General features: G+C 55.0%; 14 protein-coding genes. 4 read left to right on the forward strand and 10 right to left on the reverse strand.

The annotated features are described in order from the left end of the window. Positions 1–33: 33 nt before the first annotated feature. Positions 34–870 (reverse strand): FKBP-type peptidyl-prolyl cis-trans isomerase, encoded by an 837-nt coding sequence (fkpA, locus tag NYE92_RS13000; RefSeq protein ID WP_024471368.1) that lies wholly within the window; start codon positions 868–870, stop codon positions 34–36. Between the two features lie 270 nt (positions 871–1,140). Between fkpA and NYE92_RS13005 the strand changes: the two genes are divergently transcribed. Continuing rightward, positions 1,141–1,359, forward strand: coding sequence for a protein SlyX (locus NYE92_RS13005; RefSeq protein WP_013027478.1), 219 nt, complete (start codon positions 1,141–1,143; stop codon positions 1,357–1,359). Positions 1,360–1,443: 84 nt separating this feature from the next. Here NYE92_RS13005 and slyD read toward each other — a convergent pair whose 3' ends face one another. From slyD to kefG, 4 genes are all read right to left on the reverse strand, one after another. Beyond that, positions 1,444–1,998, reverse strand: coding sequence for a peptidylprolyl isomerase (gene slyD / locus NYE92_RS13010; RefSeq protein ID WP_015699396.1), 555 nt, complete (start codon positions 1,996–1,998; stop codon positions 1,444–1,446). Between the two features lie 196 nt (positions 1,999–2,194). Continuing rightward, positions 2,195–2,389 (reverse strand): YheV family putative zinc ribbon protein, encoded by a 195-nt coding sequence (locus NYE92_RS13015; protein ID WP_006120567.1) that lies wholly within the window; start codon positions 2,387–2,389, stop codon positions 2,195–2,197. A 23-nt stretch (positions 2,390–2,412) separates the two neighbouring features. Beyond that, a complete protein-coding gene (kefB, locus tag NYE92_RS13020) occupies positions 2,413–4,218 on the reverse strand; it encodes a glutathione-regulated potassium-efflux system protein KefB (RefSeq protein ID WP_013027480.1) in 1,806 nt (601 codons plus the stop codon). Then, a complete protein-coding gene (gene kefG / locus NYE92_RS13025) occupies positions 4,219–4,770 on the reverse strand; it encodes a glutathione-regulated potassium-efflux system ancillary protein KefG (RefSeq protein ID WP_013027481.1) in 552 nt (183 codons plus the stop codon). Positions 4,771–4,881: 111 nt separating this feature from the next. Here kefG and NYE92_RS13030 point away from each other — a divergent pair, with 111 nt between their 5' ends. Next, a complete protein-coding gene (locus NYE92_RS13030) occupies positions 4,882–6,786 on the forward strand; it encodes an ABC transporter ATP-binding protein (RefSeq protein WP_014604867.1) in 1,905 nt (634 codons plus the stop codon). A gap of 65 nt (positions 6,787–6,851) precedes the next feature. Here NYE92_RS13030 and tauD read toward each other — a convergent pair whose 3' ends face one another. Genes tauD through tauA form a run of 4 tightly spaced genes read right to left on the reverse strand, consistent with a single transcriptional unit; the run spans position 6,852 to position 10,282 of the window. Further along, positions 6,852–7,691, reverse strand: a complete 840-nt coding sequence (gene tauD / locus NYE92_RS13035; protein ID WP_013027483.1) for a taurine dioxygenase — start codon at positions 7,689–7,691, stop codon at positions 6,852–6,854. Further along, positions 7,688–8,518 carry a taurine ABC transporter permease TauC gene (gene tauC, locus NYE92_RS13040; protein ID WP_013027484.1) on the reverse strand — a complete coding sequence of 277 codons (831 nt, stop codon included), beginning with the start codon at positions 8,516–8,518 and terminating at the stop codon, positions 7,688–7,690. Before tauC ends, tauD begins: the two co-directional genes overlap by 4 nt. Beyond that, positions 8,515–9,282: a taurine ABC transporter ATP-binding subunit gene (gene tauB, locus NYE92_RS13045; RefSeq protein WP_014604865.1), complete on the reverse strand. Its 768-nt coding sequence runs from the start codon at positions 9,280–9,282 to the stop codon at positions 8,515–8,517. The genes tauC and tauB overlap by 4 nt, the downstream gene beginning before the upstream one ends. Before the next feature lie 10 nt (positions 9,283–9,292). Continuing rightward, complete coding sequence (tauA, locus tag NYE92_RS13050; RefSeq protein WP_259019053.1) at positions 9,293–10,282, reverse strand: taurine ABC transporter substrate-binding protein; 990 nt, start codon at positions 10,280–10,282, stop codon at positions 9,293–9,295. Between the two features lie 221 nt (positions 10,283–10,503). On the opposite strand from tauA, the gene NYE92_RS13055 reads away from it, so the two are divergent. Then, entirely contained in the window at positions 10,504–11,484 is a 981-nt protein-coding gene (locus NYE92_RS13055) for a LacI family DNA-binding transcriptional regulator (RefSeq protein WP_014604864.1), read from the forward strand. 2 nt (positions 11,485–11,486) lie between these two features. On the opposite strand, the gene NYE92_RS13060 is transcribed toward NYE92_RS13055, so the two are convergent. Further along, positions 11,487–12,089 carry a LysE family translocator gene (locus NYE92_RS13060; RefSeq protein WP_014604863.1) on the reverse strand — a complete coding sequence of 201 codons (603 nt, stop codon included), beginning with the start codon at positions 12,087–12,089 and terminating at the stop codon, positions 11,487–11,489. Positions 12,090–12,143: 54 nt separating this feature from the next. Here NYE92_RS13060 and NYE92_RS13065 point away from each other — a divergent pair, with 54 nt between their 5' ends. Continuing rightward, positions 12,144–13,160, forward strand: a complete 1,017-nt coding sequence (locus tag NYE92_RS13065; protein ID WP_024471369.1) for a hydrolase — start codon at positions 12,144–12,146, stop codon at positions 13,158–13,160. Positions 13,161–13,162 lie beyond the last annotated feature (2 nt).

Genomic DNA, 13,162 nt, shown 5'->3' on the forward strand with positions numbered 1-13,162 from the left:
AGAAACCGCCACCCGAAGGTGGCGGTAGACAGATTACTGCGATTTCTTCGCGTCAGCAGCAGGGGCCTGCGTTTTTTCATCCGCTTTCGGAGCAGGTTTGATATCAAGCAGTTCAACATCAAACACCAGGGTGGAGTTAGCCGGAATACCCGGAACGCCGTTTTTACCGTAAGCAAGGTTCGGTGGAATGACCAGCTTGATCTTACCGCCTTTCTTAACGTGCTTCAGGCCTTCGGTCCAGCCCGGGATCACGCCATCAAGACGGAATGACAGAGGCTCACCGCGCGTGTAAGAGTTGTCGAACTCAGTACCGTCAATCAGCGTACCTTTATAGTTGACGACCACGGTATCGCTGTCTTTCGGCGCATCACCGGTGCCTTCTTTCTCTACTTTGTAAAGCAGACCGCTGTCAGTTTTCTTCACGCCGCTCTCTTTGGCAAACTTAGCGCTGTAAGCTTCCCCTTTCTCAGCGTTTTCTTTCGCGTCTTTTTCCATCTTGGCTGAAGCCGCGCCTTTCACACGCACTTCAAACGCCTGCAGTGTTTGCTCGATTTCTTCGTCAGACAGTTTGCTCTTGCCACCGAATGCATCCTGAACACCGGCAATCAGCTGCTGTTTGTCCAGTTTGATGCCCAGCTTCTCTTGTTCTTTCAGAGAGTTGTCCATGTAACGGCCCAGCGATGCACCTAATGCATATGCAGATTGCTGATCTTCGTTTTTGAAGGCAGCGTTTTTTGGAGCCTGGGGAGCAGTCTGAGGTGCATCAGCAGCAGCCGGTGCCGCTGCAGTTTCTGCGGCCATTGCCAGCGGAGCATTTAGCGCAACGGCCATGGTGGTAGCTAACAATGTGACTTTGAACAGTGATTTCATCCTTTCTCCAAAACCGAAGCCTGACACCTCGGGAATCATTGCGGACTGCGGGCCCACACTATAACTTTACGTGGCAGTGGCGAACACTCCCACAGCGTAATTATCCTGGTCTACTTCCGACCTTTTTTGCATCAGGAAGTTTCACCAGAGATGATGCCATCTGGGCCATTTTCAAGCTAAACACTAAATTAAAGATAAAAAATAGGGCAATTCTGCAACGTCAGCCATTAGAATTGCGCGCTGAGTAGCACCTTAACAGGAGAACAGGTCATGCAACAGTCAGAGTGGGAACAACGTATTGAAACGCTTGAAAGTAAACTGGCTTTTCAGGAGATGACCATCGATCAACTGAACAATACCGTGGTCCAGCATGAACTTGAAATGAGTAAGATGCGCGAACATATGCGCCTGCTGCTTGAGAAGTTCAAAGCCAGCGCGCCATCGATGATTGCCGATCCTTCTGAAGAAACGCCACCGCCTCATTACTGATCCAGGCGGTTATCGACGCGCGCACCGCGACAGGCAGAAAAAAGTAAGGCCACCCGGAGGTGGCCTTGACATGCAGATTTGAACTTAGTGGCTGCAACCGCAACCACCGGTACCGCAACCACCCTGACCGTGGTCATGGCCGTGATCGTGGTCATGATCGTGATGATGACCATCTGCACCGTGAACGTGGCCATGGGCCAGCTCTTCCGGTGTGGCTTCACGAATCGCAACCACCTCAACATTGAAGTTCAGGTTCTGACCTGCCAGCATGTGGTTACCGTCAACCACAACATGCTCGTCTTCAACTTCGGTGATTTCAACCGGTACTGGGCCCTGATCGGTTTCTGCCAGGAAACGCATACCAACCTGTAATTCATCAACGCCCATAAAAACGTCTTTTGGTACGCGCTGTACCAGGTTGTCATCGTACTGACCGTAAGCGTCGTTTGCAGGAATGTGCACCTCAAACTTATCGCCCGCTACGTGGTTTTCCAGCGCGTTTTCCAGACCAGAAATCAGGGAACCATGACCGTGCAGATAGTCTAACGGTGCACTCACCGGTGACTCGTCAACCAACACACCGTCTTCTGTACGTACCTGATAGGCCAGGCTTACCACCAGGTCTTTTGCTACTTTCATGATATCTCCTAACCGTTGAGAACAAAGATCCCGTCTCATTGGTCTATTCTTGCGTGCAATAACACCAACCAGAAAGGTTCGGGGCTGAGTACAAGAGGTTATCTTTTTCTCTTGCGACCACAGCGTTAATGGCGTCAATTGTAACGGAATTCAATCCCGCTGTGTGGTTAAGCTTAAAAAAAGCTGGGCCATTTCGCTACTCGGGATGGAAAATTCCGATCACCTGCTCATTGCTGCGAACCTGATCGCGTGCCTGTTTATCCGCTTCGCGCATTTGATGGCCGCACTTCACACACTCAACCACATCGACATTGTTTTCACGCCACATGGCCAGCGTGTCTTTTTCCTGGCAGTGCGGACAAACCGCACCGGCAATAAAACGTTTACGCATGATGCTCTACCTGCCTTCTCTGATTACTGATCGTCGTCCCAGTCATGGATCTGACGCCGTTCATGCTGCATTTCACGCTGGAAGATATCTTCAAGTTCCCGACGGGCTTCACGCGCACGAGAAATCTGTGCATTGTCGGAATGGGCGGGCATCAGTTCCCGTAACATGCGCATATCCAGCCGACGGAAATGCTGCTGTGCGCGGTGCGCCTGATGCGGATGCATACCCAAAGACATCAATGTTTTACGCCCCAGTTCCAGCGCACTGGAAAAGGTTTCACGCGAGAACTGCGTAACGCCCGCCTGAAGTAGCTCGTGGGCTTCTACGCGGCCGCGAGCACGCGCCATGATGTGCAGATGCGGAAAATGCTGCTGGCAGAGATGGACAATCGTCATGGCATCTTCCGGATTACTGCAGGTAATCACAATGGATTGCGCACTGGCCGCCCCGGCTGCACGCAGTAGCTCCAGCTCGGTGGCATCGCCATAATAAACCTTGTAGCCATATTTACGCATCAGGCTCACCGCGCTGATATCGCGCTCCAGTACCGTGATACGTTTATTGTTCGCCATCAGCAAGCGGCCAACGACCTGACCAAAACGACCAAAGCCCACCACAATAACCTGCGGCTGATCGTCTTCAACGAACGGCTTTTCAGCATCTTCGTCGATTTCATTGAAACGACGTGCTAACAGACGGTCAATGCCTTGCATCAACAGTGGCGTCGTCATCATGGACAGCGTCACGGTTACCAGCAGAAGCGGAAGTTGATCGCCCGAAAACAGTTTGGCGGATGACGCGGCTGAAAACAGGACGAAGGCAAACTCACCGCCCTGACTCAGTACACCGGCAAACTGCTGGCGCTCCGAGCTGCGCAGACCATAAATACGTGCCAGTACGTATAAAACCAGGATTTTTACCGCTACCAGCGCCAGTACGCCCAGCAAAATCGCGATAATATGGGTATAGAGCACGCCAAGATTCAGCGCCATACCGACTGAGATAAAAAACAGCCCCAGCAGCAAACCTTTAAACGGCTCAATCGCCACTTCCAGCTCATGCCGGTATTCACTTTCCGCCAGCAGAATGCCGGCGATAAATGTCCCCAGCGCCATGGACAATCCCAGCGCATCCATAAACAGCGCCGATCCTAATACCAGCAGCAGTGAAGCAGCGGTAAACACCTCGCGTACGCCCGATGCCGCGATATAACGAAAAATGGGGCGCAGCAAATAACGGCCACCCACTAACATGCCAGCGAAGGCCAGCACCTTCATGCCCACTTTCATCCAGTCGATACTGCCGCTGTCATTGCCTGCCAGCAGCGGAATCAATGCCAGAGCTGGAATGACGGCCAGATCCTGGAACAGCAGTACTGAAAAGCCTAACTGCCCGGCTTCACTGCGATTCATTCCCTTGTCGCGCATCAGCTGGAGCGCCATCGCCGTGGATGACATTGCCAAACCAATGCCGCCAATAACCGCCGCTCGCCAGTCAAATTTGGTCAGCCACAGCAATACGCCGAGAATGGCCGCTGAAAAAATCACCTGCGCCGCACCGATACCAAAAATAGAACGGCGCAGCGCCCAAAGCTTTGCCGGATTAAGCTCCAGCCCGATGATAAACATCAGAAACACGACGCCCAGCTCAGAAAAGTGCAGAATCTCATCGACGTCGCTAATAAACCCTAGTCCCCATGGCCCGATAGCAATACCGGCCAGCAAGTACCCTAAAACCGCGCCAATACCGAGACGCGCCGCTACCGGTACGATCAGCACCGCCGCAACGAGATAGATTACCCCCGCGGTCAGTAGCGTTTGTCCTTCCATTTATAACCCTCCATTTGGCAGCGGTGCTGCCAGCCAGTCGCTGTAAGCGCGGGCATAGTTTTTCAGTAAATCGGGATCCTGACGGCGAGCCCAGTAAATAATCATCGGCGGCATCCAGTGCATGCGGCACATCTGCGCCGTCAGCTCGAAGGGACGTAAAATGTCATTCATGGCGTAGCGATTTAGCCCCTGGCGCTGAAAGGCGGACTCTGGCTCACCGGTGGTCACAATACTGCGCCAGTATTTGCCTTCAAGCGCATTACCATCCACGCCGTTGGCAAAGCCGCGCGACAGCACGCGATCCAGCCACTCTTTTAACAGCGCCGGGCAGCTGTAGGTGTAAAGCGGATGTTGAAAAATAATCACATCATGCTCACGCAGCAGCTGTTGCTCGTGGTAGACATCAATAAAAAAATCCGGGTAGGCAGCATAGAGATCGTGAACGGTGACATGTTCTGTTTTCTCTGCCGCCTCCAGCAAAATGCGATTTGCCTTTGAATCCTGTGCTTCAGGATGAGCAAAAAGCAGCAAAATCTTAGGTGGCTGCGACATCCTTTCCCTCCAAAGCGTCGTCATTGGTGCAGATTTCCGCTACCATGCACAACGCAACAAAAACCCAATTATGTTGCAGGTAAATTAACATATTCTGACGATACGGCGCTTATGATTGTCTTCTCTGCCCTACAAATTCGCCGCGGTATCCGCGTTCTGCTCGATAACGCGACCGCCACCATCAATCCCGGCCAAAAAGTCGGACTGGTGGGTAAAAACGGCTGTGGAAAATCCACGCTGCTGTCGTTGCTGAAAGGCGAGATCAGCAGCGATGCTGGCTCATTCACCTTTCCCGGCAACTGGTCACTGGCCTGGGTAAATCAGGAAACCCCTGCCCTGAGCCAGGCCGCCCTTGACTATGTGATCGATGGCGATCGTGAATACCGCCAGCTTGAGGCAGAACTGGCAGAGGCGAACATCAGAAATGACGGAAATGCCATTGCTTTGGTACACGGAAAGCTCGATACCATTCAGGCCTGGACCATCCAGTCACGCGCCTCGAGCCTGCTGCATGGACTGGGATTTAGTCAGGAGCAGCTTCAGCGCCCGGTAAGCGACTTTTCGGGCGGCTGGCGCATGCGGCTAAACCTGGCTCAGGCGTTACTGTGCCGCTCAGATTTGTTGCTGCTGGATGAACCGACCAACCACCTCGATCTGGATGCGGTTATCTGGCTGGAGCGCTGGCTGAAAAGCTATGAAGGTACGCTGATCCTGATCTCGCACGATCGCGATTTTCTCGATCCCGTGGTGGATAAAATTATCCACATCGAGCAGCAGACGATGATGGAGTACACCGGGAACTACAGCTCCTTCGAACGCCAGCGCGGCGCCAAACTGGCCCAGCAGCAGGCGTTATATCAGAGCCAGCAGGAAAAAGTGGCGCATCTGCAGAAATATATTGATCGCTTCCGTGCTCAGGCAACCAAGGCGAAGCAGGCCCAAAGCCGCATCAAGATGCTGGAGCGCATGGAGCTGATTGCGCCAGCGCACGTGGATAACCCCTTCAGCTTCAGCTTTCGTGCACCGGAGAGCCTGCCGAATCCGCTGCTGAAAATGGAAAAAGTCACCGCAGGCTATGGCGATCGCATCATTCTTGATGCCATTAAGCTTAACCTGGTGCCCGGCTCACGTATTGGCCTGCTGGGGCGCAACGGCGCCGGTAAATCGACCCTGATTAAGCTGCTGGCCGGTGAGCTCAGTGCCAAAGAGGGTGAGATTGGGCTGGCAAAAGGCATCAAGCTGGGTTACTTCGCCCAGCATCAGCTGGAGTTCCTGCGCGCCGACGAGTCCCCTTTACAGCACCTGTCCCGTATCGCGCCAAAAGTGCTGGAGCAGCAGTTACGTGACTATCTCGGCGGTTTTGGTTTTCAGGGTGATAAAGTCACAGAGATAACAGCGCGTTTCTCCGGTGGAGAAAAGGCGCGCCTGGTGCTGGCGCTGATTGTCTGGCAGCGCCCTAACCTGCTGCTGCTGGATGAGCCAACCAACCATCTGGATCTGGATATGCGCCAGGCACTCACCGAAGCTCTTATCGATTTCGAAGGCGCGTTAGTGGTGGTTTCGCACGATCGTCATCTGTTACGTGCCACCACGGACGATCTCTATCTGGTTCACGATGGCAGCGTAGATGTGTTTCCCGGCGATCTGGAAGACTATCAGCAGTGGCTGAGCGACCTGCAAAAACAGCAGTCTCAGCAGGATGCGGCACCCAGGCAGGATTCCGGCAACAGCGCTCAGGCGCGCAAGGACCAGAAGCGCCGTGAAGCGGAGCTGCGCACGCAGACCCAGCCGCTGCGTAAAGAAATTGAGAAGCTGGAAAAGCAGATGGCAAAATGGCAAAGCCAGCTCGCCGACGCCGAAGCCCTGCTCTCAGACAGCGCCCTCTATGAGCAAAGCCGTAAGGCCGATCTCAGCGCCGCGCTACAAAAACAGGCCGAGAGTAAATCGGCCCTGGAAGAGGTGGAGATGGCCTGGCTGGATGCACAGGAAAAACTGGAAGCCATGCTCACCGCCTGATAAAGGCGGTGATGTTTCTTGCTCTTGCCTTACTCCTCCGCACCGGCTCCAGCGCCGGGTGCGGATCAATAAGGCCGGTCACCTAGCACCGTCGCCCGCTGCATCACTCGCCTCGCCGGATAGTAGTCCGCATTCGCATAGTGCTGTGTCACCCGGTTGTCCCAGATAGCCAGGTCGTTTGGCTGCCAGCGCCAGCGCACCTGAAACTCGGGCCGGGTCACGTGGGCAAACAAAAAGCCCAGTAGCGCGTCGCTCTCTTTCTGACTGATATCCATAATTCGCGTAGTAAACCCCTCGTTGACAAACAGGGCCTTCTTGCCACTCACGGGATGGGTGCGGATCACCGGATGATAAACGGGGGGATTTTTCGCCACAGCCTGCTGCCACTGCCGATGCGCCTCTTCCGTCTTGCGATGCTTATATTCAGGAAACGCCTTGGTAAAGTCATGCTCTGCACGTAACTCAGCCAGTAATGTCTTAAAAGGCGCAGACAGCGCCTCGTAAGCGGCAATGCCGCTGGTCCACAACGTATCGCCCCCAGACTCAGGCAGCACTTTAGACGCAAGTAACGCCACGGCGGGCGGCGTTTGAATAAAGGTCACATCGGTATGCCAGTTGTCATTATCCGGCGGATTATCCTGGTGCGTGTCCAGAACGATGATCTCTTCCACGCCCTCGGCATGAGGGTAAACCGGATGAATATGGAGATCGCCAAAGCGAATCGCCAGTGCGCGATGCTGCTCGGGCGTAATGACCTGTTCGCGCAGGAACAGCACCTGGTGACGCAGCAGCGCATGATAAAGCTGTTCAAACTGCGCGTCGCTGAGGGGACGTGATACATCAAGGTTGCCGACCTGGGCACCGATAAAAGGCCCCAGCGGCTTGATGGCTAACTTTTCGTTCATTTTTGCTCTCCATTCCAGGGCGTTAACCGGCGTTGCAACGCACGCAGACTCAGCTCTAAACCAAACGCAATCACGGCAATGACCGCGATCCCTGCCAGCACCACATCCGTAGCAAGAAACTCGCCCGCCGACTGCACCATAAAACCCAAGCCTCGGGTTGCCGCGATTAACTCGGCAGCCACCAGCGTTGACCATCCCACGCCCAGACCAATCCGTAACCCGGTCAGTATCTCCGGCAGGGCGCCAGGCAAAATGACCCAACGCAGCTGTTGCCAGCGGGTCGCTCCCAACGAGGCCGCCGCACGCAGACGAACCTGCTGAGCATGACGCACGCCCGCCACCGTCGACAGCACCACCGGGGCGAATATAGCCAGATAAATCAACAGGATTTTCGAGGTCTCGCCAATACCAAACCAGATCACCATCAGCGGCAAATACGCCAGCGGCGGTACGGGCCGGTACAGCTCAATCAGCGGATCGATCAACGCACGCACGACCGGGCTGATGCCCATCGCGATCCCCACCGGGATGCCGATCGCCGCCGCCGCGGTTAAGGCAATCAGCATCCGCGTCAGACTGGCCGACAGATGCTGCCACAGCGTGGCGTCCATAAATCCTTGCGGGCCAGCCACCAGCAGTAGCTTACTTACTACCTGCTGCGGCGAAGGTAAAAACAGCGGTGCAATGAGGCCCAGCGCGGTCACGCTCCACCAGACGAACAGCAGCACAAGCAGGCTCAGGGCGCTCAGCGTAAACGAGGTGGAAAAAGGCCAGCGCAGGCGACGGTGGCGCACGGTGGCCGGCTCATCGTTGATCAGCGCACTCATACAAAGGCCTCCCGCTGTTCAAATACCCGACTCAACACATATTCCCGCTGGGCAATAAAATCAGGATCGGATTTAATGCTCCGGCAGGGTTCGCCCTCCACGAAACGCTGACCAAAATTAAGCGTCATTTTTTCCTGCACGCGCCCTGGCCCGGGAGAGAGCAGCACCAGCTCGCTGGCCAGAAAGATGGCTTCTTCAATGTCGTGAGTGATAAGCAGAATCTGCTTACCGCTGTTGCGCCACAGGGTTAATAACAGGGTTTGCATTTGCTCACGCGTAAACGCGTCAAGTGCGCCGAAAGGCTCATCCAACAGCAACAGTTGTGGATTGGCCGCCAGCGCCCGGGCGATCCCGACGCGCTGGCGCTGGCCTCCTGACAGCTGCCAGATAGGGCGTTTTTCCGCACCTTCGAGTCCGACGCTTTTGATGAAACCCCGTGCAATCTCCTCACGCTGCTGGCGCGCCATGCCGGCTATCTGCAAGCCGAAAGCCACGTTATCCAGCACGTTACGCCACGGCAGCAGGCCTTCGTTCTGAAACACCACGCCACGCTCTGCGCCCGGCCCGCGCACAGGCTCCCCGTCCAGGGAAACCGTGCCGGACTCAACCGGTAAAAATCCGGCGATCAGGTTAAGCAGGGTTGTTTTGCCACAGCCTGACGGCCCCAGCACGACCATCAACGCTTTTTTATCAAGCTGTAACGTGATGTCCTGCAACACAGGCTGGCCGCCATAACTCGCGTTCAGGTGAGCGATACGTAACATGGCGCTCTCCTCAGGGTTTAGCCAAGGGGGCAACAAAGCGGCTGGTGACATAACGGCTGTAATCACTGCCAGCCTGCGGCACTTTTCCCTGCGCTTTCAGAAACTGCGCCGTATCCACGATGGCCTTGTTCACCGGCTGATCCAGCTGTTTAACCTGCTGCGCGGCCGTAAGGTAGGTATTGCCTTTTACCAGTTCCGGAACCGCTTGCTCTGGCACGCCGCTTAAACGCGAAAGCTTGCTGAGGTTGTCAGCCTGTTTCAGCCACTTTTCCGGGTCATCCAGATAGGCTTTCTGCGCCTCAAGGGCGCTGCGGGCAAAGGCGGTAACAATATCAGGATGCTGCTGTGCGAAGTCTTTACGCACGACCCAGACATCCAGCGTAGGCGATCCCCAGCGGCCAACCTGAGAAGAGTCTGTCAGGACCTTGCTGTCCTTTTCCAGTGCATTGACAGCCGGTGCCCAAACGTACGCGCCGTCGATATCGCCCCGCTGCCAGGCGGCCACAATAGCGGGCGGCTGCAGGTTCACCAGTTGGACCTGGGAGGGTTTAATTCCCCAGTGCTTCAAGGCAGCAAGCAGGCTGTAGTGCGTGGTGGAGATAAAGGGGACGGCGATGCGTTTGCCAATCAGATCCTGAGGGCTGGCGATGGTTTTCCTGACAACAAGCGCTTCTGAATTCCCCAACTGAGAGGCGAGCAAAAACGCTTCTATCGGGAGTTGCTGCGTCGCCGCAACCGCTAGCGGACTGGACCCAATATTGCCTATCTGCACATCTCCGGATGCCAAGGCGCGCAATACGCCCGCCCCACTGTCGAATTTGCGCCAGGCTACCGTTGCGCCGCTCTCTTTAGCAAAAGTGTTATCTGCCTGCGCCACCTTGGCCGGTTCGGCAGAGGTTTGATACGCCACCGTCACGTCGACCGCGCCGGCCTGAAACGCCAGCAGTGACAGCACAGTAACCAAAATGGTTGACTGCCCTTTTAACATGATTTTCCCCATCACTTTTATGATGTGGGCAGTGTTGCTGGCAGGATTAATTTCACAAAGGAATTAAAAGTTATCCCTAATAGAAAGAAATTCTTAGATCATCATCTGCAATAGATTGCTGTTATATGCAAATTAAAATTCAGACAAAAAGCCATAAATTTGTCAGGCGCTCACATGCTGGGTGTGCTATTGATATGCGCTATTATTTGCTCCCGGTGAGGCCTGCGAGTTCGATGTCGATCGACAAAGTTGCCCTGTTAGCTGGCGTGTCTAAAGCCACGGTATCCCGCGTGCTTAACGCTCATCCAGGTGTGAAAGCGGATACGCGCCAGAAAGTGCTGGATGCCATTTCAACCAGCGGCTATCAGCCAAACCTGTTAGCGCGTCAGTTGCGTACCTCACAAAGCCATATGCTGCTGGTGCTGATTTCAGATATCACCAATCCCTTTTGTTCCAGGGTGGTGCAAGGCATTGAAGCGGAAGCCGAAATGCATGGCTACCATATCCTGTTGTGTAATTCCGCCTCGCAGTTTAAACGCGAAGCCGCTTACCTGACGCTGCTCACAGGCAAAGTCGTTGATGGCGTCATTACCATGGACGCGGCGGCCGGGCTGGAAAGCCTTATCGATATCATTGGAGATGCGCCCTGGGTGCAGTGCTCAGAGTTTGATCCCCAGATTGCGGCATCCTCGGTCTCCATCGATCATCTTGAGGCTGCGCGCGATACCGTACATTACCTTGCTGCCAGAGGCCGCCAACGCATTGCACTGGTCAACGGTGACATGCGTTATCTGTATTCCCAGTATCGTGAGCAGGGTTATCGCCAGGCCATTGAGCAAACGGATTTGGGCTGGTCTAAGGTCGTCTATACTGCGGATATTTCCTGTGAAGAAGGCAGTCGGGCTTTACGGGAGATGTTGCACTCACCCGAGCGACCAGACGCGGTCTTTGCCGTGTCCGATGTACTGGCGGTCGGCGTCGTGCATGCGGCGCTGGAAGCAGGCTTGCGCGTGCCCGAGGATTTGGCTGTGGTCGGGTTTGACGGTATTCCCTTTACCGGCAGCCTGAATCCGCCTTTGACCACCATAGAGCAACCGATGAATGAGCTGGGCGCCCGCAGCGTACAGTTGCTGCTGAAAAAAATCCGTCAGCCCCATGCGCCGGTTGTCAGGGAGGTGCTGCCCTGGAAGCGCCTGGAACGCGCCTCCAGTTAACGTCAGCGCCAGATGAGCAGTACGCAGGCTGCGGTTAACAGCCCCATACTGAGGTTAAATATCTTCCACGCGCGCGGACTGCGTAAAACACGGCCAATCATCGCGCCAAACCCCATCCAGATGATGCCCGCGACCAGATTGACCATCACCATCCCTACGCTGATTAACAGGACAGAGTGGCGATATCCGGCACCGGCCAGGCTAAAGCTGGCTATCGCCCCCAGGGCCATTAACCAGGCTTTGGGATTGATCAACTGCAACAATCCTCCCTGCCAGAAGGGCATGGGCGCGACCGGCGCCGCATCGGTCTCCAGCTTTTCGTATGCGGCGGTCGCAATTTTCCATGCCAGCCACAGAAGATAGAGGCTCCCGGCAACTTTCAGGATAAGGTGCAGCGAGGGATAGAGCAGGATCAATCCCCCTACGCCAAACGCCACCATCAGTAGCATCAGTTGCATACCAATCATGATGCCGACCATTAACGGAAGGGTACGGAAAAAGCCAAAGTTGGCGCCCGAGGCGGTGAGTAACATATTATTAGGACCGGGTGTAATCGCCGCGACCCAGAGAAACCCTAACATTGATAAAAAAAGACTGAGTTCCATTAATCCGGGTTCTCCCTCCATTATGTGAAAACTTATCGAAGCTAACAGTGTGATATGGAACAGACAAGCCTTTACAACATGAAATTTTCGGGCCCGGACGGCGCGGCGTTCAGCCCTATGCGCGGCCTGACCAATCCGCATGTGCAAACCATACTGCCGCGCCTGTTCCGCCGTACTATAGCGTTAACGCCTCACTGGCAGCGGCTGGATTTACCCGATGGTGATTTTGTCGATCTGGCCTGGAGTGAAGATCCACAGTTTGCCGCGCATAAACCACGCGTGGTGCTGTTTCATGGTCTGGAAGGAAGCTTCCACAGTCCCTACATCCATGGCCTGATGCAAGTCTGCAGGCAACGTGGCTGGCTGGCCGTAGTGATGCATTTTCGCGGCTGTAGCGGCGAGCCGAACAGGCTAAACCGGATTTACCACTCCGGCGAGACGGAAGATGCACGCTTTTTCCTGACCTGGCTGAAGGCCCGCTGGGGACAGGTTCCTACTGCAGCAGTGGGGTTTTCGCTGGGCGGGAATATGCTGGGTTGCCTGCTGGGCCAACAGGGCAGTGACGTTGCGCTGGATGCCGGCGTTATCGTTTCGGCACCCTTGATGCTTGAACCCTGTAGCGCCCGACTGGAACGCGGGTTTTCCCAAATTTATCAGCGTTACCTGCTGAGCCAGCTTAAAAAGAATGCCAGGCGCAAGCTGCACGCATGGCCCGACACCTTACCGGTCAATCTCAGTCAGCTGAATGCCCTGCGTCGCCTGCGTGATTTTGACGACGCCATCACGGCCCGGGCGCATGGCTTTGCCGACGCCACGGACTATTATCGCCGTGCCAGCGCCCTGCCGTTGCTGAGATCGGTGACAAAACCGTTGCTGATTATCCATGCAAAAGATGACCCCTTTATGAGCGATGAGGTGATCCCGCAAAATGACCAGTTATCTGCCACTATTACCTATCAGCTGACAACACACGGTGGTCATGTTGGATTTGTGAGTGGTACCCTGCGTCAGCCTGAATTGTGGCTGGAACAGCGCGTGCCGCAGTGGATTTCCCCTTATCTGGATAGCTAACC

Source organism: Pantoea sp. B566 (assembly GCF_024793925.1).
Taxonomy (GTDB): Bacteria; Pseudomonadota; Gammaproteobacteria; order Enterobacterales; family Enterobacteriaceae; genus Pantoea; species Pantoea ananatis.